General features: G+C 60.2%; 23 protein-coding genes. 13 read left to right on the top strand and 10 right to left on the bottom strand.

What is annotated here, in order from left to right; genetic code table 11:
- From LK12_RS03885 to LK12_RS03850, 8 genes are all read right to left on the bottom strand, one after another.
- Entirely contained in the window at positions 1-2,373 is a 2,373-nt protein-coding gene (locus LK12_RS03885; protein ID WP_156135372.1) for a heavy metal translocating P-type ATPase, read from the bottom strand.
- A 505-nt stretch (positions 2,374-2,878) separates the two neighbouring features.
- A complete protein-coding gene (locus LK12_RS03880; RefSeq protein ID WP_039279464.1) occupies positions 2,879-4,096 on the bottom strand; it encodes an APC family permease in 1,218 nt (405 codons plus the stop codon).
- A 120-nt stretch (positions 4,097-4,216) separates the two neighbouring features.
- On the bottom strand, positions 4,217-4,849 hold the full coding sequence (locus LK12_RS03875; protein ID WP_039279461.1) for a DUF305 domain-containing protein: 633 nt from the start codon (positions 4,847-4,849) through the stop codon (positions 4,217-4,219).
- Positions 4,850-5,033: 184 nt separating this feature from the next.
- Positions 5,034-5,903 carry a copper resistance protein B gene (locus LK12_RS03870; protein WP_407938119.1) on the bottom strand — a complete coding sequence of 290 codons (870 nt, stop codon included), beginning with the start codon at positions 5,901-5,903 and terminating at the stop codon, positions 5,034-5,036.
- 170 nt (positions 5,904-6,073) lie between these two features.
- Positions 6,074-7,867, bottom strand: a complete 1,794-nt coding sequence (locus LK12_RS03865; protein WP_039279459.1) for a copper resistance system multicopper oxidase — start codon at positions 7,865-7,867, stop codon at positions 6,074-6,076.
- A gap of 32 nt (positions 7,868-7,899) precedes the next feature.
- Complete coding sequence (locus LK12_RS03860) at positions 7,900-8,460, bottom strand: RNA polymerase sigma factor (RefSeq protein ID WP_039279457.1); 561 nt, start codon at positions 8,458-8,460, stop codon at positions 7,900-7,902.
- Positions 8,461-8,466: 6 nt separating this feature from the next.
- Complete coding sequence (locus LK12_RS03855; RefSeq protein WP_039279454.1) at positions 8,467-8,907, bottom strand: periplasmic heavy metal sensor; 441 nt, start codon at positions 8,905-8,907, stop codon at positions 8,467-8,469.
- The gene (locus LK12_RS03850; protein WP_039279452.1) at positions 8,904-9,188 is read right to left on the bottom strand and encodes a hypothetical protein; all 285 of its coding nucleotides are present in this window, start codon (positions 9,186-9,188) and stop codon (positions 8,904-8,906) included. The genes LK12_RS03855 and LK12_RS03850 overlap by 4 nt, the downstream gene beginning before the upstream one ends.
- Positions 9,189-9,287: 99 nt before the next feature.
- Between LK12_RS03850 and LK12_RS03845 the strand changes: the two genes are divergently transcribed.
- The 3 genes from LK12_RS03845 (at position 9,288) to LK12_RS03830 (ending at position 11,258) form a co-directional block, all read left to right on the top strand.
- Positions 9,288-9,986 (top strand): DUF2231 domain-containing protein, encoded by a 699-nt coding sequence (locus LK12_RS03845; protein WP_052223132.1) that lies wholly within the window; start codon positions 9,288-9,290, stop codon positions 9,984-9,986.
- A 400-nt stretch (positions 9,987-10,386) separates the two neighbouring features.
- Positions 10,387-10,854 carry a DUF411 domain-containing protein gene (locus tag LK12_RS03835; protein ID WP_052223131.1) on the top strand — a complete coding sequence of 156 codons (468 nt, stop codon included), beginning with the start codon at positions 10,387-10,389 and terminating at the stop codon, positions 10,852-10,854.
- Positions 10,855-10,874: 20 nt separating this feature from the next.
- On the top strand, positions 10,875-11,258 hold the full coding sequence (locus LK12_RS03830) for a hypothetical protein (RefSeq protein ID WP_039279445.1): 384 nt from the start codon (positions 10,875-10,877) through the stop codon (positions 11,256-11,258).
- Between the two features lie 45 nt (positions 11,259-11,303).
- Here LK12_RS03830 and LK12_RS03825 read toward each other — a convergent pair whose 3' ends face one another.
- The gene (locus LK12_RS03825) at positions 11,304-11,576 is read right to left on the bottom strand and encodes a metal-sensitive transcriptional regulator (protein WP_039280293.1); all 273 of its coding nucleotides are present in this window, start codon (positions 11,574-11,576) and stop codon (positions 11,304-11,306) included.
- A 121-nt stretch (positions 11,577-11,697) separates the two neighbouring features.
- Between LK12_RS03825 and LK12_RS03820 the strand changes: the two genes are divergently transcribed.
- From LK12_RS03820 to LK12_RS03775, 10 genes are read left to right on the top strand one after another with little or no spacing between them, the layout of a single operon-like run.
- Complete coding sequence (locus tag LK12_RS03820) at positions 11,698-11,964, top strand: hypothetical protein (RefSeq protein WP_039279442.1); 267 nt, start codon at positions 11,698-11,700, stop codon at positions 11,962-11,964.
- Positions 11,965-12,023: 59 nt separating this feature from the next.
- On the top strand, positions 12,024-13,406 hold the full coding sequence (locus tag LK12_RS03815) for an MBL fold metallo-hydrolase RNA specificity domain-containing protein (RefSeq protein WP_039279439.1): 1,383 nt from the start codon (positions 12,024-12,026) through the stop codon (positions 13,404-13,406).
- Positions 13,403-14,914: a thymidine phosphorylase family protein gene (locus tag LK12_RS03810; RefSeq protein WP_039279436.1), complete on the top strand. Its 1,512-nt coding sequence runs from the start codon at positions 13,403-13,405 to the stop codon at positions 14,912-14,914. Before LK12_RS03815 ends, LK12_RS03810 begins: the two co-directional genes overlap by 4 nt.
- Positions 14,911-15,837: a ribose-phosphate diphosphokinase gene (locus LK12_RS03805; protein WP_052223130.1), complete on the top strand. Its 927-nt coding sequence runs from the start codon at positions 14,911-14,913 to the stop codon at positions 15,835-15,837. Before LK12_RS03810 ends, LK12_RS03805 begins: the two co-directional genes overlap by 4 nt.
- Positions 15,838-15,842: 5 nt before the next feature.
- Positions 15,843-18,212 carry a copper-transporting P-type ATPase gene (locus LK12_RS03800; protein WP_197063451.1) on the top strand — a complete coding sequence of 790 codons (2,370 nt, stop codon included), beginning with the start codon at positions 15,843-15,845 and terminating at the stop codon, positions 18,210-18,212.
- Between the two features lie 39 nt (positions 18,213-18,251).
- A complete protein-coding gene (locus LK12_RS03795) occupies positions 18,252-18,491 on the top strand; it encodes a DUF2933 domain-containing protein (protein WP_039279433.1) in 240 nt (79 codons plus the stop codon).
- Positions 18,488-19,789, top strand: a complete 1,302-nt coding sequence (locus LK12_RS03790; protein WP_231568229.1) for an SAM-dependent methyltransferase — start codon at positions 18,488-18,490, stop codon at positions 19,787-19,789. Before LK12_RS03795 ends, LK12_RS03790 begins: the two co-directional genes overlap by 4 nt.
- Positions 19,786-20,532, top strand: a complete 747-nt coding sequence (locus LK12_RS03785) for a lycopene cyclase domain-containing protein (protein WP_052223129.1) — start codon at positions 19,786-19,788, stop codon at positions 20,530-20,532. The genes LK12_RS03790 and LK12_RS03785 overlap by 4 nt, the downstream gene beginning before the upstream one ends.
- On the top strand, positions 20,529-21,176 hold the full coding sequence (locus LK12_RS03780) for a methyltransferase family protein (protein ID WP_039279428.1): 648 nt from the start codon (positions 20,529-20,531) through the stop codon (positions 21,174-21,176). Before LK12_RS03785 ends, LK12_RS03780 begins: the two co-directional genes overlap by 4 nt.
- Before the next feature lie 18 nt (positions 21,177-21,194).
- Positions 21,195-22,541, top strand: coding sequence for an APC family permease (locus LK12_RS03775; protein ID WP_052223128.1), 1,347 nt, complete (start codon positions 21,195-21,197; stop codon positions 22,539-22,541).
- Positions 22,542-22,800: 259 nt separating this feature from the next.
- Here the strand turns inward: LK12_RS03775 and LK12_RS03770 are convergent, their stop codons facing one another.
- Complete coding sequence (locus tag LK12_RS03770; protein WP_039279425.1) at positions 22,801-23,481, bottom strand: DUF6629 family protein; 681 nt, start codon at positions 23,479-23,481, stop codon at positions 22,801-22,803.
- Positions 23,482-23,543: the final 62 nt, after the last annotated feature.

Raw genomic sequence — 23,543 nt, 5'->3', positions numbered from 1 at the left:
TCAGGCCTCCTGCGCGCCCAGCGCTTCAGCTTGCGATAGCAGGATCGAGGTGCGGTTATCCGCTTCAAGCTTCGTGCGCTTGAGCAGAAGTGCGTTGATTGCCACGAGCGCCGAACTGCCCGACATTGCGAGGGCGGCAATCGCCGGGCTCAAGAGAACGGGATAGAGGATGCCAGCAGCAAGCGGGAAAGCAATCACATTGTAAGCGACTGCCCACCAGAGGTTCTGGTGCATCTTTCTGAGTGTCGCATGCGAAAGCCTGATCGCCCCGACAACGTCGAAGGGGTCGCTTTTCATCAGGACGACGTCGGCGCTCTCCATCGCCACATCGGTGCCCGCACCTATCGCGAACCCGACATCTGCCTGGGTCAGGGCAGGAGCGTCGTTGACCCCGTCACCAACCATGCCGACGCGCAGCCCTTGTACCTGCATCGCCTTGACCTTTTCGGCCTTCTGGCCGGGCAGCACGTCTGCGAGAACGATTTCGATGCCCAATTCGCCGGCAATGCGCTTAGCCGTACCCTCGTTGTCCCCCGTGAGCATGGCAACCTTGACGCCACGCCCGCGCAGAGCCGCAACGGTGCTCTTGGCGGAGGGCCTTGGAGCGTCAGCAATCGCGATCAGGCCAAGCAGCTCATTCGCGCGCGCAACGTGGACGACCGTGCGCCCGTCGCCCTTCAGCCGCTCAGCGGTATCGGCAAGTGCGCCCATTACGATGGCTGCATCTTCCATGACGCGGCGATTGCCAATCACTACGCTTACGCCTTCGACATACGCGGTTGCGCCTTTGCCTTCGATGTTCGTGAAATCACGTGCAGTCGGAAGCGTAATGTTCACCGCTCGTTCGAGGATCGCAAGCGCGAGCGGGTGCTCCGAATTGCGCTCAACCGCACCGGCATTGCGAAGAACCTCGTCCTGAGAAATTCCTTCGGCGGCGACGACTTCGACCACCTTCGGCTGGCCCATGGTCAGCGTGCCAGTCTTGTCGAAGATGATGGCGTCGAGCTTGGTTGCGTCCTCCAGCGCGCCCGCATTCTTGAAGAGGATGCCATGCGTGGCGCCGAGGCCCGTTCCCACCATGACCGCCATAGGGGTCGCCAGTCCAAGAGCGTCCGGACAGGCTATGACGAACACCGTGATTGTCAGCGTGAGAGCAAACAACAGGCTGCTGCCGAAGACGAAATACCAGAATGCGAAGGTCGCCAGTCCAATCGCGATGGCAGCCAGCACTAACCATTGCGAAGCCCGGTCAGCTAGTAATTGTGCCGGAGCCTTGGAATTCTGCGCCTCCTGAACGAGCTTGACGATTTGGGCGAGTGCCGTGTCTGCTCCGACCTTGGTCGCGCGGTAGCGAAAGCTACCACTACGGTTGATGGTAGCACCGATGACAGTGTCGCCGGGGCCCTTGGATACGGGCATCGACTCACCGGTGAGCATGGACTCGTCTATTTCGGACTTGCCTTCGACGATTTCGCCGTCGACCGGGATCTTGTTGCCGGGACGGATAAGAACGATGTCGCCGACCAGCACCTCAGCGGTCGGCAGCTCGATTTCCTTGCCGTCACGCAATACGGTCGCCATCGGTGGGGCGAGATCCATGAGCTTGCGGATAGCCTCGGAGGCGCCGGCACGCGCACGCATCTCGAGCCAGTGGCCGAGCAGGATAAAGACCAGCAGCACGGCCGAAGCTTCGTAGAATTGCTCGCCCTCGAAGAAGAAGGTCGAACCGAGGCTGAAGAGATATCCGGTCCCGACGCTGAGCAAAACCAGTACCGCCATGTTGAGGATCCCGTTCCTCAGCGCGCGAATGGCCGCGACGGCGAACGGCCAGGCCGGATAAAGGATCGCCGCTGTCGCAAGCAGGAACAGGTTCATCTCCAGACTGAGCCCGAACAGCGGTTTCAGCAGGGGCCGATCCATGCCCATGGGCGAGAGGGCAAATATCGGGATGGAGAAGATCAGGCTGACGAAAAAGCGGTTGCGCATGTCGCGCGCCATCGCGGCCATGTCCATGCCCGCGCCATGGCCCATTTCATGGGCCATGCTGTCGTGCAATGGTTCCCGCGCGGCGTCTTGCGGGCCGGCGATTGCGGCTCGGGCATGCACATGCACCGGTGCGGCACCGGGGGTGTCACCCGCCCCCTCCTTCGGAGAGACCGCGGAGTCCGGAACGCAGATGTGGCGCGGGACAAGCCTTCCGCGGCAATGAAAGCCGCAATTGCGGATCGCGCCCGTGAGGCTGGCGATATTTGTCAGGGCATCGTCGAAGGTGATCGTTACACTTTCAGACGCTGGACTTGCTTGCGCATTCGACACGCCCGGCAGCCTGCCAAGCCGTTTCTCGATAGCGAGATGGTCAAGGCATTGCGACATGCCATGAACTTCAAGGGTGACGGTTCGCAAGGCACTGCTCCGAGGAATCCGGGACTTCACCATTCTAACGCTGCTCAGCTGCGTTATCGAGCGCAATCCGGGCATCGGGAGGTGAGATACTGCCGATCTCTCTCTTCCGATGTTGATTGAAGCAAATACTCAGCAACAACCCGGATCCTAATTATGCGAACAGCAACAGCCGCGGTGGCTTGCGTCCCCGACAGTCTTCGGATGTTTCATGTGACTTGAGCCTGCAACTTCGGATTGCGGTTTTGCCGGCTTGCTTGCACCACAGCAGCTTGCCGCCCGTTTGCCGTGCTCTTGTTGATGACTGGTACGCTCGTTCATTCTTGCCTCCATTGGAACCAGGACTTTCGCCTGCTCAATAACAGACGCGCGAACGACAATCTGATTACACGGACGAATGAACGGGAGTTGGGCAACGTCGAGCGAGATGCTCTTGCCTGCCATAGTCGGGCGTGTCCCCTCGAAAGACGCCAGGATACTAAGCGTCGACGGGCACGCCAAGAGTAAGCACCAGAAGTCCTGACAGGCATAACGCTGAGAAGAAGGCCGCGCGCAGAAAGCGAGGCAGGGCAAGTCTCTCGCCATTCCAGGCTCTCTTCGCTGCGATTGCAGATTGCAGCGCATAGTAGAGTGCGAAGGCGCGCGATGCGAAGCTGATGATCGAGAAGACATCGGACAGCCACGTCAGGAGCAGGCCCGCGAAAACAATGAGTACATAACCATTCCGGGGCACGACCCTGCCATGGGTCAGCTCTTCAACGAGCCCGCCAGAACTGCCCGTAACCGCTAGAGCGGCACTGAATTGTGAGCTCAACGCCGCGATGATCAGCAGGATGGGGAGCAGTTCGGAAACTCTTGCCATCAGGTCGATGATGGCGGTTTCGCTGATCGGCACGCTCGCCATAGGAAAGCCGGTTGAGAGCAAGGAAACATAGATAAGGTAGATTGCAAAGGCGATTATCTGGGCAAGCAGCATCGAGCGAATTCGAATTGCGGGCGGATATGAATCGCCCAGGTATCTTGAGGTTTCGAAGCCCTGAACCGTAATGAGAAGCCCGAGGACGAGGGGCAGGCCTTGCCATACACTCCAGTGCGCCCGGATTTCGGGAAGCTCGCCCGATTGCCACATTCCCGCGAGATAGGCTGAAAGTCCCAGTAGCAAACCTGCTATGACGGCGAGCTTAATGCTGACGGAAACGCGTTCCATCCGTTCGAGCATTGAGAAGCCTCGCAAGAAGCCGGCGACAAGAATTGCGAGGAATACGGCAGAAGTAATTACCCTGCCGAGTTGACCGGTGTCTGTTCCGACGATGCGCGCTGCAAATGAACCAAAAAGGTTGAGATAATATGTGACGGATATTGCGTAGGCTATTGCAAGCGACCAGGAAGCAACTGCCTCAAGCTTTTGAGGGGAAGAGGTGGTAGCGCCTTCTTCTCGCGCGATGGACGCAATGTTGTAACGGACTGCCGAACCAAACGCATATCCGGTCAGGCAAAGAATTATCATCGGAATCAATGCCATCCGACTGAAATGGCTGACGAGGATCGGGCCGATGATGAGAAAGCCGCTGCCAATAATCGAAGCCAGGGGCGTCAGCGTCGCACGCCACACCCTGCTTGCCTTCAGCCTCGGCGTAAACAGCAACGCGAGCGCAAGAAGGGAGCCCACTATGACAAAGGTATCTGCACGGTTCATCGGGCGAGGGTGACCTCGTCGCCTGCCGAAGGGAAGCGAATCACTGGCTGGATCGCAGCTCTCCGGAAAGGCGCTGCAAATTGAAACAGACCAGTGATTCCGCTCGATCTTTTCAAGTGATCATCTTCCGAGTTGATCGAGAGCTTTCTCGAGCACGCCCATCTCGCTGACCTGTTTGGCCCTCAGCGACCGGACTAGTAGCGCGGTCTCTGGGTCCAGGCCGTTCTGACGCAACAATACGTCGCACATCCCGATCGCGCCGCGGTGGTGTCCGATCATTTTGCGGAGCCAGACTTCGAATACATCGGACCCGAATATCGCCATCGTCTCGTCATGCGTTGATTGAATGGGGTCCACAAAGATGAGTGCATCGTCAACGCTTGGGATCCCGTCGACTAACGACCTGCGTAGCGTATCAACTGCTTCCTCCTGTTCTTCGAGGGTTCGCCTGACTAGCTGCGCTTCTTGCATCGGCAAGTTCGCGCTCAATGCGATCCGCGAAATTGCCGCTCCTCCTTCGTGATGCGCGATCATCATTCTGGTCCAACTATCGGCCGAGTTCGTGCCGACGGCCGCCCGCATCCGATCGTACATGGCGGTTTCTTCGGAAAAGAAAGGGCCAAGATCGTGCGACATGATCTCAGCCTTGGCGGACGCGTCCGAAGAACCGGGCCTGTTTGGCTCTTGCTGGCCGCAGCCTGACAGGAGTCCGAAGTGCAAAATTGCAATCAAGAGGCCCGCAAGCGCTTTCATATTTCTCTTGCTCCGGCTCAGCCATTGGTCGGGCAAGACCAATGGAGCTCCTGGCCCTGCAGCCTTAGTGACCTCTGGTGATGACAGGCAGAAAGCGGGCTATCCACTTCCAAATGCCTAAATTGGCCCGTCGTCAGGAATGTGCTCTTGAGGAAAGCATACCGTAAAACCTCGGAAACATCTCTTAGAACCAGAACCTGATGCCAACGACTAAATTGGTCGCAGATGTACTTTCGCCGAGCTGGCGAGCATAATCCGCACTTCCGCCCAGCTTCCACTCCTGCTCGATGCCGACGTAAGGCGCGAACTCGCGAGCAAATTCGTAGCGCAGACGCAGGCCTGCTTCGGCCGTGTCGAGTCCGGCACCTATGCCGAGCTCCGGAATATCCTGCGCTGATAGATTCAATTCGACGCGGGGCTGGAGGATCAGGCGTTGGGTAATCCGCTGGTCAAGCTCCGCTTCAACGCGCGCGTTGAGATCGCCCTTTGACGAGAGAAACGCTGCGGCATCGACTTCAAACAGGTAAGGTGCGAGACCCTGCACGCCAACAACCGCATAGGTACGTTCGGGCCCGGTCAGATCCTGCCGGGCGCCTAGCTGAAGGTCCCACCAGGGGCCAATCGCATGGCTCCACAATCCCTGCACTTCGGCCGCTTCCGGCTTCTCGCCGAAGCTGCCTTCGCCTTCGCTCTTGAACCAGAACTTGTCGAGATCACCGCCGTAATAGCCCTGAACATCCCAGAGGTATCCGTCCTTACCTTCGCGCGCGCGATATTCGGCGCGGTCGGCCTGGAACCAGAAGACGGGCAGACCGCTCACTTCGCGGACAACCGAAGCGCGCGACGCGGCCATTTTCTCAGCTCCGACGAAAGCATCGGCGGCGAAGGCCGGGCCTTCGAAGGCTTCCGGCGGAGGCGGCCCCTGAGGTATCGGCGTATCATCTGGCATCGCGGAGTGCTCCATACCGGAATGCCCCATCGGCCCATGTTCCATCATCCCACTATCTGGCGTGCCGTGGCCCATCGTCCCGTGGTTCATTGCAGAATGGTCCATGGTCCCATGATCCATGCCGCTACCGTCTCTGGCGGAAGGTTCCGCGGGCGTGTGCGAAGGAGCTGTGACCTCGCTCTCTTTGGTGGCTTGCGCGTCATGCTGGTGGTCTTGCGCGATTGCCGCGCTGGGCAACACCGCGAGCGAGAAAAGGAGGAGAGTTGCAGCTCGCATCAGCCTTCCCCCCCCTGCAACGGGCGGACCGTCACGACCTGAAACATCCCGTTGTGCATGTGGTAGATGAGATGGCAGTGAAACGCCCAGTCGCCTGGCTCGTTCGCCGTCAGATCGAATTGCGCGCTGCCACCCGGCTGGACGATGACCGTGTGTTTCAATGGCTGATGTCCATGCGGCGCACCGTTCACCAGCTCGAAGAAATGCCCGTGCAGGTGGATCGGGTGGGCCATCATCGTGTCGTTGACCAGCTTTACCCGGACCCGCTCATTGAAGGCGAAACGGATCGGATCGTCGGTGACGGCGGAGAACTTCTGGCCGTCGAACGACCACATGTACCGTTCCATATTACCGGTCAGGTGGATTTCCTTCAGCCGCGTCGGCCGGCGCATGTCCGGGTTCATATTCGCCGACACGAGCTGCCTGTAGTTGAGGACGCGGTGGCCAACGCCGGCAAGGCCGATACCGGGATCGCCCATGCGGTCGACTGGGTTCATGGAAACCATGTCGACGCCGGGTCCGACCTTCACGTTTGGCGGAAGCAGTGACGTGTCGCGCATCGACATCGAGCCCATGTCCATCGAGCTGTCCATGGCGCCCGAAGCGGCGCCGGATGAACCATGATCCATCCCGCCGTGGTCCATGCTGTCGGCAGACGAACCGTGACTCATGCCCATATCGGCCATCGTCAGAAGAGGGGGATCGCGCAGCAGAGGTACGTCGGCACGCGCGCCGGGGCGGCTCGCCAGCATGGCGACACCCATGCCTGAACGGTCCATCGCCTCGGCGACGATCGCGAAAGCGTCTGCGCCGTTCGGCTCGACGATGACATCGTAGGTCTCGGCATTGCCGATCTGGAACTCGTCGACCTCGACCGGGCGAACATCCTGACCGTCAGCCGCAATTACCTTCATTGGAAGGCCGGGAATACGCACGTTGAAAAAGGTCATCGCCGCGCCATTGATGAAACGCAGGCGAACCCGCTCACCCGGATTGAAAGCAAATTCCAACCCGTCTTCGGGTCCATGACCGTTGAGGAGGTAGCTGTAGAGCGGCGCGGAAACGTCCGAGATATCGGTCGGCATCATGCGCATGCGGGCCCACATCCGGCGTTCAGCGCCCGAGAGGGGATAGTCGTCAGTCGCCGTGGTCTTCTGGAAGTTGAAGGGTGCTTCTCCGACCTTCAGCTTCTTCATCAGCACATGCGGGTCCATCGGCGACCAGTCGGAGAGCATCACGACATAATCGCGATCGACCTGGTGGGGGTCACCGTTCGCCGGGTCGATAATGATCGGGCCATAATGACCCATCGGCTCCTGCAAGGTGTGCGCGTGCCACCAGTAGGTCCCGGCCTGCCGGATCGGAAATTCGTAGCGGAACCGTTCACCCGGCTCGACAGCGGCCATGGTCACGCCTGGGACGCCGTCCATCAGAAATGGGACGAGCAGACCGTGCCAGTGGATCGAGGTTCCCATAGAGCTGTTATTCTCGAGGTCGACCACAAGATTCTGGCCCTCACGAAGACGCAGCAAGGGACCGGGCAGCGTTCCATTGACTGTCACTGCCGGACCGTGGCGACTGGCGGTGGCGAAGCTTGAGTCCGCAACGGTCATCGTCAGATGCTCACCCGAAAGAACGTCGCTGCCTTTGCGCACCATCGTCCCGTCGTGGCTCCCGCGTGCCCAGGCCGGCAGGGCATGACCAAGCCCTAGCAGGCTCGCTGCCCCCGCGCTGCGCGTAAGAAATTTCCGGCGATCGATCGCGAACCTGTCGCTTAGAGGTGTAGTGCTCATACTCTCGCTTACGCCGGGAGCGGGATTACCCCTCAAACAAAATCGAGTTTTTCGCGCAGCCGCTGCCGCGCACGATAAACGCGGGTCTCGATTGTTTTCTCGGTTACGCCGAGAAGTTCGGCGGCCTCTCGCTGACTGCGTCCGTCTATGGCAACCAGGACGAGCGCTTCGCGCAACAGTATCGGCAGGTGCTCAATCTCGCGGGAGACTTGTCGCAGCGCCTGCCGATCGGCAATCTCGGATTCCGCGTCCGGCGCGTCGGATGCTACCGGCAGGTCCGGATCGAACGCACCAAGGCCCAGGAGCATTGCCGCCTTTCGTCTCCGCAGCCGGTCCCTACATTTGTTGAGAGTCACCGTCGTCAGGTAGGCCGCAATCGGCTTGGATGGGTCCAGTTTGGCGCGCGCGATCCAGGTCGAAGCGAGTGCATTTTGCAGGGCGTCCTGAGCCTCATCGCCCGACCCGAGCATACGGCGGGACAGGCTCAGCAGGCGCGGCAGGTGGATTGCCGCGAGTTGATCGAAGGCCGCTCTATTTCCGGCCCTGACCTTCTCAACCAGGTCCCTCTCAAGCGTGTCGTCCGGCCCCCGCACTGCCGGTCATTCGCCGGGTTCGCCGGTGAGAGACAAAGCCACCTGGTGATCGAAGCGCCGCTGCTGCTCCGGATCGAGCAGTGCACGCATGGCAAAGACATGCCTCACCGTCACCTTCTGGAGATCCCCCATTCGCGCGTGAACATCGTCGATCGCTGCGGCGACCTTGGGGCCGTAGTCGTGCTCCTCATCCATCGCCGCGGCCAGCCGGACATTGGCCGCACGCAGCGACAGGTCGAGTTCCTTCCTCTCGACAGCAAAACTCGTTTCGAGTTGCTCGAGCCTGCTGTTCTGCTCGGCATCGAGGTCGAGTTCATCATGGACAAAATCATGAAGGGTTTGCGGGTGGCTCGATTGGCGCCATTCGTTTGCCGCAAATGCACCGATACACCCCGCTGCCACCGCCAGCAAAATAGCCAACAGCAGCTGAAAACCGCTGATTTTCATGGTTCGACGTGAAGCAGGGCGGCAGGTGACATATTCGCGCCTTCCACCAGCTGATAGCCTGAAGGCTCGGCATGGGCGGGCGCCTGCGTTGTTCCGAATCCCGCACCAAGCCCGATGAAAGCCATGGCCGCGAAGAGCACGAAACGTGTGCGCTGCGCGGATACAGCCTCCATTTGGCCCACTCGCATCCAGACGCCGTCCATGAAGCCGTCCGGCAGCGCCGGATCGGCTGAGGATCCTAGGCTTGCCAGAGCATTGTCCAGTCGTTGTTTGTTTCGCATCCTGTCTCGTTCCTGTTTGCTCGCCTTCTATACGCCTCCCGTGTCATTGCCCCTCAAAATAATTCTGAGGGGTGCGGCAAGTGAGGGCGTAAAACGAGCATGAAGCAGATTCCTGTCTTTCGCCAAGTCATGGCCTTGGTGGCCGTTGCGGCCTTCGCGGTGCCAATCGCCGTCCATGCGCACGAAGGGCACAAGGACGATATGAGCGACGCCGAGATGGTGCAGATGGAGATGCACGAGGCAACCGCCAAGCATGAAGAAGCGGCAGGCGCTATGCACGACCCCGAGCTCATGGCGCAGGCGCACCCATCCGCGGATGGTGTTGGCGAGCGGCAGACGCCGGAGCAGGCGCTCGAGGCAGCGATTGCAGAAAACCGGGTGACGTCGACAGGCGACTTTCTTGGACGGCTTCATCCAATCGCGGCGCATTTCCCCGTCGCTCTGCTGCTCATGGCCGCCCTTGCCGAGCTCCTTCTGGCGCTGCGGCCTGCGCTTGGTCTCGAGACGACCGTGCGGTTCCTCGTTGCCGGTGGCGCAATAGGTGCCTTGGTCGCCGCATTGCTTGGCTGGTTTGCTGCGGGCTGGCGGCTTTCGGACAGGTCGCAAACGCTTGGGATTCATCGCTGGAACGGCTCGGCGGTCGCGGGGGTGGCAATCCTAGCTGCGTGGTTCGCATTCCGCTCGAACCGGCGATCGGGCCTCCGCGTCACGCTCGCGATCCTTGCAGTCGCCCTCGTCGTTCAGGGTTATCTCGGCGGCGAGATGGTCTTTGGCCCCAATCATCTTGGTCTGGAGTAAACACGATGCGGAGTTTCATTCTGACCCGCGCGGCTCTCTTTGGGCTGATGCCGGCAGCGGCCCTTTTGCTCGCCGGATGTGATAGAAAGCCGGAGGAAGCATCGCAGGACATGCCCGTTCCCGCGATCTCGGAATCTGCAGCGCCCGAGAACGAGACGATCGCAGCGAGTTTGGAGACCGGCGAACCTGAACAGTACGAGAAGGCGGCGACTGACGTCCCTTTGCGAACGCCGGTTGAGCCCAGACCTGGCCGAAACAGCGGTGCGCCGGAAAACGAGGTAGGCTCAGTGCCAAAAGCCACCCAACCAGCTGCGCCGCAGGAGGCACTGCCAGTCGACCCGCACGCAGGCCACGACATGTCGACCATGTCCAATCACGCGATGGAAGGGATGGAACACAAATGAAGAGACTTGATTCGGGAACGTCTCGTACGAGACTAATTGCGCTGCTTGGAACGATGTTCCTTGCCGCATGCAGCGGTGCCGCACAGGCGGCGAACTATACCATGTTCCGCGATCCGAACTGCGGTTGCTGCGAGGCCTGGGCCGCACATATCCGCGAGGGCCTGCACGCCGACGTGGCGGTGCAGGACAGCGCCGACATGGGCGCGATTAAGGACCGCGAAGGCGTCCCCGACGAGCTTCGTTCGTGCCACACGATGATCGTCGATGGCTATGTCATCGAAGGCCATGTGCCAGCCGCCGATATTGCGCGCCTGCTGCGCGAGCGCCCCGCAGGCGTCGAGGGGTTGGCAGTCGCCGGAATGCCGCTCGGATCACCGGGTATGGAAATGGACGGGCGCACCCAGCCTTACCAGGTCATTGCCTTCGGCAAGACGGGGCGCACGGTGTTCAATAGCTACAACTGAACAAGACGAGGAGAACCAACATGAAAAAGCAGACAATTTTCCTGGCAGGCCTACTACTTGCCAGTCCGGTGATGGCACAGTCTGAACAGGCCGCGCCAGATCAGGCCGCGCCTCCAGCTGAAATGCCGCAGAAGTGCGAAATGATGCACAATGGCAAAATGATGCAGGGCATGATGGCCAAAGGTGAAGACGGCAAGATGATGCGCCGGATGATGGACCACTCACAAATGGACCACGCCATGATGGATCAGTCTCAGATAGATCACGGAACGAAGGACCACTCGCAAATGGGCCACGGACAAATGGGCAAGCCGGAATCCAATAGCGCACCGGATAGCGAAGCTCCGCCTGCCGATCCCGCCGCACAGGATCACGCGGCGCATCCTGGCCATGGCCCCGGTTAGGTCGCCAAACTTGGCAATGAATGATCGCCCCGGTGGGCGACGGGATCAGCGCGCCTGCTTTTCCAGAAGGGCGATAAGTTCAGCGATTTTAGCTCGCTGGTCGCCCTTCGACCCCAGTTCGATAGCCTCTTCGAGACAATGGCTCGCATGGATCTTGAGCACCTCCATGCGCGCCGAACGCAAGGCAGCCTCCATTGCCGCGAACTGCTGGAGAATATCGATGCAATACCGGTCCTCTTCCATCATTTTGGCAATGCCGCGCGCCTGGCCTTCGATCCTGCGCATGCGCGCGATTTCTCGTGAGAATTTATCGCTCATCGTCTCTCCCATGCCAGCTTTTCGAGGTTGAGCCAATCATTCGCCAAATCAGCAACTCTTGAAACAGGAAACCGTATATACTATACTCCCCTTATGTATCATGAGCAACAGGAGGCCTGTAATGACCGATACAACCTTGAAGCAAGGGATTCGCATCTGGGGCTGGACGCTCAGTCTGTTCCTGCTCATCACGTATCTCCTGTGCGTGGGCTATGGCCTGCTCGTCCCGGCCAAATTTCATATGCTCGATGCGTGGGCACCGCTCCTGCCGGGCTTTGAATGGCTGACGTGGCCAGGCTTTATCGCGGGCGCGGTCGGAAGCTTCCTTTACGGCTGGTACGCGGCGGTTTTGCTGTTGCCACTGCATCGCTTCTTCAGCTCGAAGTGAGTGCGAACGCGCGGCAACCTCAACTCTGATCGGCCAGTGCCTAGGAAAGGGCAGACAAAATGAGCATCTCGGAGAAGCCTTCGCTCAGATTCCTTGGCGCGACGGGAACCGTAACGGGTTCGCGTTACCTGATCGAGGCCAAGGGTCGTCGGATCCTAATCGATTGCGGGCTCTTCCAGGGGTATAAACAGCTTCGCGAACGAAACTGGAAGCCGTTCCCGGTGCCGCCGAAATCCATCGACTGCGTGCTGCTTACACATGCTCACCTAGACCATTCCGGCTATCTGCCCGCGCTGGTCCGAAACGGCTTTCAGGGCCATATCCATTGCACGCCGGCTACGGCCGAACTCTGCGGCCTGCTGCTCCCAGACAGCGGGCATCTGCAGGAGGAAGAGGCCCGCTATGCAAAGCGCAAGGGCTATTCCAGGCATGCGAACCCAAAGCCGCTCTACACGCTTGAAGATGCCCGCGCGGCGCTGGAACATTTCCGGCAGACGCCTTTCGAAAAGACACTTGACCTCGGAGACGGCATTACAGCCCGCTTCATTCCGGCGGGGCATCTGCTCGGCGCGGCTCAGATCCAGGTGACCGTCGACGGGCGGACGGTCCATTTCAGCGGCGATGTCGGTCGTGAGGCCGACCCGTTGATGCGAGGCCCTCGCCCGTTCGAGAGTGCCGACATTCTCGTGACCGAATCCACCTACGGCAATCGTACGCACGGGCATGTCGATCCTGAACAGGAGCTCGCCGACGTCATCAACCGAGTCGCACGGCGCGGTGGCGCGATTGTCATTCCGGCTTTTGCCGTTGGCCGGATCCAGGGCGTGATGCTGCAGATCGCGCAACTGCGGGAGCGGGGCGCCATTCCCTACGTGCCGGTCTATCTCAACAGCCCGATGGGCGTGGACGCGACCGCAATCTACCACAACCACCACGATGAACACCACGTCAGCTGGGACGACTGCAAGGCCATGTTCGATCTCGCCGAACGCGTGCGCACGGTCGAGGAATCGAAAGAGCTCAACCGTCGTGTCGGACCTATGATCATCATTTCCGCAAGCGGCATGCTCGCTGGCGGCCGCGTCCTGCACCACCTGGTCAGTTTTGGCCCCGATCCCAAGAACGCGATCGTGCTGAGCGGCTTCCAGGCAGGAGGCACGAGGGGGGCCGTTCTCGCCCGAGGCGAGCGGCATCTGCGGCTCTTCGGGCGCGAGATCGACATCCGCGCCGAAGTGATCCAACTCGAAGGCATGTCCGGCCACGCGGACGCTAACGAACTGCTGGCCTGGATGGGACAGGCCAAGCCGCCGGAAATGACATATGTCACCCACGGCGAACCCGATAGCGCAGATGCCCTGCGCTACCGGATCGACCACGAGCTTGGCTGGAGGGTTCGCGTTCCGGAACACCTCGAACGGATCAGCCTGGAGCGTCCGAAATGACGGGTGATATTCACTCGATACCCGTCATGCGAGCCGGCATCGACACCTACCGGCAGCCTGTCGTTTATATGCGCGAAGATTGCCACCTGTGCCGGGCAGAGGGCTTCTCGGTTCTGACGCAGGTCGAGATAACGCACGACCAGCAGTCAATCGTTGCCGCGCTCAATGTGGTTACCGATGCTGACTGGCTGCCGCCCGATACAGCTGCCCTCAGTGAAGCCGCCTGGACCGCGCTCAAGGCCGACGACGGCGAGCTCGTCACCTTCTCGCATCCGGAGCCGCCGGCCTCGGCTTCCGCGATCCGTTCCAAGGTCTACGGCCAGCGCCTCGATGCGGCTGGTTGTCAGGCCATCATTAACGATACGGTGGCGCACCGCCTGTCCGATCTCGATCTTGCCGCCTTCATCACGGCATGCGCCGGTGATCGGCTCGATATTGCCGAAACGATCGCCCTCACGCGGGCGATGCACGGCGCGGGCAAGACGCTTGACTGGGGTGCGGGGCTGGTTCTCGACAAGCATTGCGTAGGCGGACTGCCGGGCAACCGGACCACTCCCATTGTCGTGGCCATCCTTGCTGCCGCGGGATTTCGCATACCCAAAACCTCGAGCCGCGCGATTACCTCGCCAGCGGGCACCGCCGACACGATGGAAGTCCTGGCGCCGGTCGCGCTCGACATCGCCGCCATGCGCCGCGTGGTCGAAAGTGAGGGTGGATGTGTCGTCTGGGGTGGTGGCCTCGATCTCAGCCCCGCCGACGATTTGCTGATCCGGATCGAGCGGCCGCTCGATTTCGACAGCGACGGCCAGCTCGTCGCCAGCGTGCTCTCCAAGAAGGCGGCAGCGGGTTCAACCCATGTGCTGATCGACATGCCGGTCGGACCCACGGCCAAGGTCCGAACGGAGGCGGCTGCGCGAACCCTGTCCGAGCGTCTGCATGCCGTCGGCCAGGCGATCGGCCTCACGCTGCGGATCCATGTTAGTGACGGATCGGCCCCGGTGGGACGCGGTATCGGCCCGGCGCTTGAGGCCCACGACCTGCTTGCGGTCCTGAGGCGTGATCCTGATGGCCCGATAGACTTGCGCGAAAGAGCGCTGGACCTGGCAGGCGCCCTGCTCGACCTGGCGGAAGCGAACGGCGGAAAGGGCCGTGACTTGGCAAGGACCCTGCTTGGTAGCGGTGCGGCCGAAGCAAAATTCCTGTCCATCTGCAAAGCGCAGGGCGGATTTCGCGAACCGGGCAGCGCGCCTCACCAAGCCATTGAAACAGCTGATGTTGGCGGCGCGATCAGGGAGATCGATAACCGCCGCATCGCCAAGATCGCGAAATTGGCCGGGGCTCCGGGCCGTAAGCACGCCGGAGTACGTCTGCTCGCAAGGCCGGGCGATGTGATCGAGGCAGGCCAACCGCTCTACGAGATACACGCGGAAACGCGGGGCGAGCTTGGCTGGGCGCAGGACTATGCCCGCGCGGGCGCTTCTCCCTTCCAGATCGGAGAGGTGCCATGACCCATATCCTGGCATTTCCAGGCTTGATGCCCCTGGGTGACGCCATCGCCAAGCTATCCGGAGCGCAGGTGGGAGAAGTCGATCTCCACCGCTTTCCGGATGGCGAGAGCCTGGTGACCTTGCCTGGCGACCTTGCCGGCAAGGATGTCGCCGTTCTCGCCACCCTGCGCGATCCCGATCCGCTGGCCCTGCCGCTGCGATTTGCAGCAGAGACAGCCAAGGAAATGGGTGCCCGCCGCGTTGGGCTGATCACGCCCTATCTCGCTTACATGCGGCAGGACCAGCGATTTGCCGGAGGCCAGGCGGTCAGCGCCCCCTTGTTTGCCCGCTTCCTGGAGGAGAGCTTCGACTGGGTGGTGACGGCAGATCCGCATCTGCACCGGATCCATTCGCTCGAAGACCTGTTCGACATTCCGGTACGCCGGATCGAAACTGCCCCCTTGCTGGCCGGCTGGATTGCCGCAAACGTACCCGATGCTATGCTCCTCGGCCCCGACAGCGAGAGCCGGCAATGGGTCGCTGAAGTCGCCCGGCTGGCGGACCGGCCCTATGAAGTGCTCGAAAAGCGCCGCAGCGGCGATCGCAGTGTCGAGGTCAGCGTACCGCATAGTGAGGTCTTGCTGGCCGGAACGCCCGTAATTCTCGATGATATTGTCTCCTCGGGACGGACGCTGATCGAGGCGATCGAGCGACTGCTCGCAGCAGGAGCGAGGCCGCCCATCTGCGTCGTGATCCATGCGGTCTTTGCCGGCAATGCCCATGACGATATTCTTGCGGCGGGCGCAGCACGGGTCGTGACGACGAACTCCATTCCGCATGCCAGCAATGCGGTATCACTTGCGCAGGTATTGGCTGACGCCGCCCGCGACCTGCAAGCCGCCGATCCACCGATCAGGCGGTCCGCTGAACAAACGACAAGGTGACTTGCATGAACGACCACACCCATCACCAGCACCATGAGGCAAGCGATCACACGATCTACACTTGCCCGATGCACCCCGAAGTGCGGCAGGATGGGCCGGGAGACTGCCCCAAGTGCGGGATGCATCTCGTGCCTGAAGGCAGCGAGCAGGCGAAGGACGGCCACGCATGCTGTCATGGCCACCATGCCCATTCCGCAGATGCCGGGGATGGAGCCGACGACAAGCGCTACGACAAGGTTCCGGCTGGTTATTCGGGGACGATCTACACCTGCCCGATGCATCCGCAGGTGCGGCAGACCAAGCCCGGTTCCTGCCCGATCTGCGGCATGGGGCTGGAACTCGAGTCTGCTACTATGGCCGAAGAGGGACCCAACCCCGAACTGGTCGACTTCACCCGACGCTTCTGGATAGGCGCCGTCCTCACCCTCCCGTTGCTGGTCTTCACCATGGGGCCGTACCTTGGCCTTGGCGGCGTCAGGGATATCTTCGGGGAGCGCAACACGCTCTGGATCGAACTGGTACTCGGCACACCCGTCGTCCTGTGGTGTGGCTGGCCATTCCTTGTGCGCGGCTGGAATTCCTTCCGCACGATGAACCTCAACATGTTCTCTCTGATCGGCATGGGGGTGATGGCGGCCTGGGCCTTCAGTGTCGTGGCTGTCCTCGCGCCGGGCATATTCCCCGATGGCTTCCGCGATGCCGAGGGCCATGTCGGGGTCTATTTCGAGGCGGCGGCGGTCATCGTCACGCTTGTGCTGCTGGGCCAGGTGATGGAGCTGCGTGCTCGTGAAGGCACGGGCAAGGCTATCCGCGCGCTGCTCGATCTTGCGGCCAAGACCGCGCGAGTGATCCGCGAGGATGGCAGCGAAGAGGAAATCCCGCTCGAAGACGTGCTGGTCGGGGACCGGGTGCGGGTGCGACCCGGCGACAAGGTGCCGGTCGATGGCGTCGTGACAGACGGTCGTTCCTCGGTCGACGAGAGCATGATCACCGGCGAACCCGTTCCGGTGGAGAAGGTCGCGGGCGACCCCGTGACCGGCGCCACCATCAACGGAACCGGCAGTCTGGTCATCGAAGCAACCCGTGTGGGTGCCGATACGATGCTTTCCCAGATCGTCGAGATGGTTGCCAATGCGCAGCGCTCGCGCGCGCCGATCCAGAAATATGCCGACAAGGTTTCGGGATGGTTCGTGCCGGTTGTCATCGGCATTGCTATCCTCGCCTTCATTGGCTGGGCCTTTTGGGGTCCGGCTCCGGCGCTGTCCTATGCGCTGATCGCGGCCGTCGCTGTCCTCATCATTGCCTGCCCCTGTGCGCTTGGCCTCGCCACGCCGATGTCGATCATGACGGCGACCGGGCGCGGCGCGCAGGCAGGCGTTCTGATCAAGAACGCGGAAGCACTCGAACGCTTCGAGAAGATCGACACGCTGATGGTCGACAAGACCGGCACGCTGACCGAAGGCAAGCCGCGGCTGGTGTCCGTCCTGCCCGAGCCGGGTCACGACGAAGCCGAAGTTCTGCGCCTAGCCGCAACATTGGAACGGGGCTCCGAACATCCGCTGGCCGAAGCGATCGTCGCGGGCGCCGAAGAGCGCGGCGTGGCACTCGGTGAAGCCAGCGACTTCGAGGCGGTCACCGGCAAGGGCGTGAAAGGCGTCGTCGATGGCAAGAGCGTTGCTCTCGGCAATCTCAAGCTCGTAACCGACCTCGGTCTCGAAGCGGCCGAACTGACGGAGAAGGCCAATAGCCACCGCGATCAGGGCGAAACGGTGATGTTCGTGATGCTGGACGGCGCTGTTGCCGGGCTTGTCAGCGTTGCCGATCCGGTCAAGGAAACCACGCCCGACGCCTTGAAGGCGCTCCATGAACTGGGCTTTCGTATCATCATGGCGACGGGCGACAATGAGCGCACCGCCAGGGCAGTGGCCGCGCGGCTCGGCATCGACGAAATCCGCGCCGACGTGCTTCCCGAAGACAAGGCGCGCATCATCCAGGAGCTTCAAGCCGAAGGGCGCAAGGTCGCGATGGCCGGCGACGGCGTCAATGATGCTCCTGCGCTCGCGCAGGCCGACGTTGGTATAGCCATGGGCACAGGCGCGGACGTCGCCATCGAAAGCGCAGGCATCACACTGGTGAAGGGCAATCTCGACGGGATTGTCCGGGCGCGCCGCCTCGCGCGAGCGACCATGCGAAACATTCGCCAGAACCTGTTCTTCGCACTCATCTACAATGCTGCCGGTGTGCCGGTCGCGGCAGGCCTGCTGTTCCCGTTTTTCGGCATCCTGATCAGCCCGATGTTCGCCGCTTTTGCCATGAGCGCGTCGTCAATCTCGGTCGTTACCAACTCGCTGCGTCTGAGGGGTGCAAAGATCTGAAGGCAGGAAAGACGCACACTCAACTGAAAGGTGAATGCAATGCACCAACATGATGAACACGGATATCGTGAAACACCGCCAGGACATTCAGGCACAAGCTTTTGGAAATCACGCGCGGGAACGGTGTTCCTCGTCTTCCTGGGCGTGATCGGGTTCCTGCTGGCCTACGAGCATCGTGCACACATCTTCACCGGCAATGGTTTCCTGATTGTGCTGCTCCTGCTCTGCCCGGCCATGCATCTGTTCATGCATCATGGCCATGGCGGGCACGGGAAATGACGCACTTCGGCGCAATATTGGACGAGCCATCGCAAAACAGTTCTGTCCTTGATTTGCGCCCGATGGCTCGCATCGAGCGAGTTATACGCTCGGTGATCCGAAAGGGACAACTGACCGTCATCGATGCTGCTGGCCGAAGACGCCTGTTCAGAGGGCAGCTGCCCGGCCCCGAGATTACTGTCCGGCTTCACGGCCGCAGGCTTCCGCTACGCCTGCTCTTCAATCCCTCGCTTGCCCTGGGGGAGGCCTACATGGACGGAAACCTCGTATTGGAGCATGGCTCTCTACGCGATCTTCTCGATCTCCTGACCGAGGATCTCCCCACAATCGAGAGTCGTCCGATCCAGAAGTTGAATGCCGCACTCGGCCGCAGGCGGATCCGCCGCAATCATCGTCAGCAAGCACAGGCAAACGCGGAGCATCACTACGATTTGTCCGGCGCGCTTTATGACCTGTTCCTCGACGCAGACCGCCAGTATTCCTGCGGCTACTTTCGAACTGGCAATGAAACGCTCGAAGAAGCGCAAATGGCCAAGAAGCGACACGTCGCCGCCAAGCTGATGCTTGAGCCCGGCAGCACCGTACTCGATATCGGGTCGGGCTGGGGCGGTCTCGCCCTCAATCTTGCGAAAGATGAAGGTGCCCAGGTCACTGGTATCACATTGTCAGTCGAGCAGCTCGAACATGCTCGATCGCGCGCGAAATCGTCAGGTCTGTCTGGCCAGGTCCGGTTCGACTTGCTCGACTTCAGGGACATCCGGGAAACTTATGACCGCATCGTTTCTGTCGGGATGTTTGAGCATGTGGGCAATGCTGACTATCCAGCATTTTTTGATACCGTCGCCCGGTCTTTGAGGGCCGATGGGATTGCACTGATCCATTCGATCGGGCGCATGGAACCGCCTGGCGGATCCGATCCCTGGATCAGCAAGTACATTTTCCCGGGAGGATATATACCGGCCCTGTCCGAGGTTCTGGCGGCGGTGGAAAAATCCGGTCTCTGGGTGACCGATATCGAAATCCTGCGCGTCCATTACGCCGACACGCTGCGGCAGTGGCATGACCGTTTTCAGGCCAGACGCGAAGAAGCAGTTGCGCTTTACGACGAGCGCTTCTGCCGGATGTGGGAATTCTACCTGGCTGCCTGCGAAATGCTCTTTCGCAACGGTCCGCTCATGGTCTTCCAGCTCCAGCTATCCCACCGCAAGGACGCAGTGCCCCTGACGCGGGATTACATCGCTGAGTACGAGGATGCCCCGGAAACGCCGCGCAAGGCTGCCGCAGGACAGCCATCATGAGCAACTTCCAACATGTCTGGCTGATCTGGTCCCTCGCGTTTCTGTCCGTGTTTGTTGTGATCTATCTCTTCTACCCACGTCTGCGAACCGAAATGCTGCGTGCAGCCATCGGAACGACGCCCTTCGGTTTGACAGAGCCGCTGTTCGTTCCGGTGTACTGGAGTCCACCCAGCCTCTTCGATCTCGCCCGGACGACCGGATTCGACATCGAGAGCCTGATCTTTTCATTCAGCATCGGAGGGATCGGCTCCGTCTTGTATAACCTTGTCACTGGCAGGGTGTCGTATCCGGGCAAAATGTCCGGCCATCACCGGTTTCACTGGCTGGCGGTCGCTACGCCGGCGTTCGTGTTTCTTCCGCTGATGGCGACAGGGTGGAACCCGATTTATCCTGCAGTGATAGCGATGGCCGCCGGCGCAGTCGCTGCGGCGCTTTGCCGGCCCGATCTTCTGTCCAAGACTCTTGCTGGCGGCGCACTGTTCCTGGGCCTCTATGCCATTTTCATGATCACCCTGAGGATCGGTGCGCCAGGCTACATAGAGCAGGTGTGGAATCTCCGGGATCTCTCTGGCTGGCTCATCGCCGGCATACCACTCGAGGAGTTCCTCTTCGGCGGCGCTTTCGGGCTCTACTGGGCCAGCGTCTATGAGCATCTCACCTGGGCCAGCGCGCGAAGAGATCCGGAAAAAGTTGAACTGACTATCAGTCAGACAGAACCTCAAACTTGCGGAGACAAAAAATGAACCATAGCGACGCACCCGCCTATGGCTTGTGGTTGTTGGCCATTGTAAATTCCGCGATATTCATCTTCTTCGCATTCAGCTTTTTCAAGCCTCGTACCAAGCGGGACTGGCGCAGTTTTGGCGCCTTCAGCGCCTTCATCGTTGCGCTTTTTGCGGAGATGTATGGTTTCCCCCTAACGATCTATTTTCTCTCCGGCTGGCTCCAGTCTCATTACCCCGGCGTCGACTGGTTCACGCATGATGCCGGACATCTTCTCGAAATGATGTTCGGTTGGAAAACCAATCCACACTGGGGGCCTTTCCACCTGCTCAGTTTTGCATTGATCGGTGGCGGCTTCTGGCTGATCTCTGTGTCCTGGCACGTGCTGTGGAAGGCACAGAAGGAAGGACAAATGGCCGTTTCCGGTCCCTACGCTCGCGTCAGGCATCCGCAATATCTTGGGTTCATACTCGTCATGCTGGGATTTCTGTTCCAGTGGCCGACACTGCTGACCCTGGCTATGTTTCCGGTTCTTGTCTGGATGTATGTGCGCCTGGCCCGGACAGAGGAGGCCGAGACCCGTGAACGGTTTCCTGTGGAATTTGAAGAGTACCGCTCGAAAGTTCCGGCTTTCCTTCCACGGATCTCAGTGGCCACCGTCTAAGACACTCGGGAGTTGAAATTGCAGAATGGGCACAACCATAACCATGGCGATGGTGGAGCCGGCTACCGAGAGGGTTCTATAAGCCTGAGCGGTGCGGTGGCGATGGGCACCGGGGTCATGATCGGTGCCGGAATCTTTGCGCTGACGGGCCAGATTGCCGAACTCGCCGGATCGCTATTCCCGCTATCATTCATTGTCGGTGCGATCGTCACGGCCTTTAGCGCCTACAGTTACATCAAGATGTCCAATGCCTGGCCGTCCTCGGGCGGCATCGCCATGATCTTGCAGAAAGCCTACGGCCCCGGATCGATTGCCGCCGCCGCATCGCTGTTGATGGCGTTCTCGATGGTCATCAACGAGAGCCTCGTTGCCCGAACATTCGCCACCTATGCGCTGCGCCCATTCAATCTGGAAGGTGACCCCCTGTTCGTGCCCCTGCTCGGTGTCGGGCTGATTGTCTTCGCCTATCTGGTCAATGTCTCGGGCAACAGGTCGGTCAGTTTCTTTTCCTTGCTCATGTCTGGCCTCAAGATTGGCGGCATTGCTCTGTTCGCAATCGCCGCACTGGTGGCCGCAGGGTTTGGCGGTGCCGCTCTGGGTGAAGACGCAGGACAGGTTGGCGCTATCGATTTTGTCGCTTCAGCCGCCCTGTCGATCCTTGCTTTCAAAGGCTTTACCACCATCACAAACAGCGGCGGCGAGATCGTCGATCCACATCGCAATGTGGGACGCACGATCATGATTTCGATTGCGATCTGTGTCGTCGTCTATCTGCTTGTCGCTGTTGCCGTCGGGTCAAGTCTCAGCATTGAAGAGATCATCGCCGCGCGTGATTATTCGCTCGCAGCAGCTGCGGAGCCAGCACTTGGTCAGTACGGCTTCTATTTCACGATTGCGCTGGCGATCGTCGCAACTTCATCGGGTGTGATTGCCAGCGTCTTCGCCGTCTCGCGAATGCTGACCATGCTGACCGAGATGAACATGATCCCGCACAGCCACTTCGGCATGTCGGGATCGCTGCGCAGGCACCTACTTGTCTATACGGTTGTAGGTTCAGGAGCCCTGACAGTGCTCTTCGACCTGAGCCGGATCGCATCGCTCGGCGCCTTCTTCTACCTGGTAATGGACATGATGGTGCACTGGGGCGTGTTGCGTAACCTGCGCCATGAGATCGAGGCCAAGGCCTGGATACTTCTGACGGCTCTAGGACTTGATGCGGTGGTCCTGGCAGCGTTCACCGCCATCAAATATCAAACCGATCCGTCAGTCGTCTATTATGCCGCGCTCGGTATTTCTTCTGTGTTCATCTTCGAGCGCTTCTATCTTTCTGTCCTCAGAGATAAGCCGAAGGCCGATAACAGCTGATGTGGCGCCGGATCACACAATCCTGGCAGTCTCGGCGCTGTCGGAAAGATGGGATCGCACGGAAATAAAGGGACAATTTGCCGAAGCTGACGGGAGAGGAGAAAAGTAATGACCCAACGAAGGTCCGAGAAGGTGAAGACTATAGTAGTTTCGCTCCTTCTCCTGGCAGCTCTCGGGGTTGCGATCCACTATGGTGTGAAGTGGTTCGGGTAGAGGTACAGGTCGGCAGGCAAGCACGGAATTACGGCTAGAGAAGGTTTCAGCATGTCGGCTCCGGCTGGGCCTTCTTTCGTGCCAGGTTAATGATCATTGCGACCAGATAGATCGAGATTAGTCCTCCTAGGAAACAAAACACCGAAACATAGGCATATCGGAAGAAGAGATACGTCGTCGCAAATGCGAGAAACACGAGCAGCCCGAAAATCTGCACCTCCCGGCGTGTGGACAGAAGAGGCGGCAGAACGATCGACGCGATATAGATTCCGTAAGTGACGCTGCGCGGCCAAAGAAAGTCGAATGTTTCAATGCCATCGTAAACGATTGCTTTTGGCAGGAATTCGACAGTCAGCCAGCCTTCATGGGCGAAATAGGGGAAATAAAGGCTCGCACCCAGCATCCCACCAACGATTGATCCAAGAAGGTAGAACGGTCTCCATCGGCAGGGCTCAACGAAATAGGTCGCGAAAGGTATCCACACCGGCCAGGCTAGCCAGGCGAAAAACATGTAGGCGATCGAAAAGTGGCGCGTAGCATCGAAATCGCCGTTTGCGCCCGAAACCCAGACCATGCCGTCGAAAAACTGCTGGATACCAAACAGAAGCGGCAGCGCGCACAGTGGCGCATAGCGGCGGTCAGTCTTCATCGCAATGTAAAGGCTGACGGTGCCGCTGGGTATCAGAATGGCTGAGGCGCCGAAACTCGCTTCTGCGGAAAAGCACATGATGTGTTAATACCAAATCAAATGGGGCCGCCGCCTTCGTCGCTTCTCTCCGGAAAAATTTC

Origin of the sequence: Novosphingobium malaysiense (assembly GCF_000802225.1) — a bacterium.
Lineage (GTDB): Bacteria > Pseudomonadota > Alphaproteobacteria > Sphingomonadales > Sphingomonadaceae > Novosphingobium > Novosphingobium malaysiense.
This window is presented reverse-complemented; position numbering and strand designations above follow the sequence as displayed.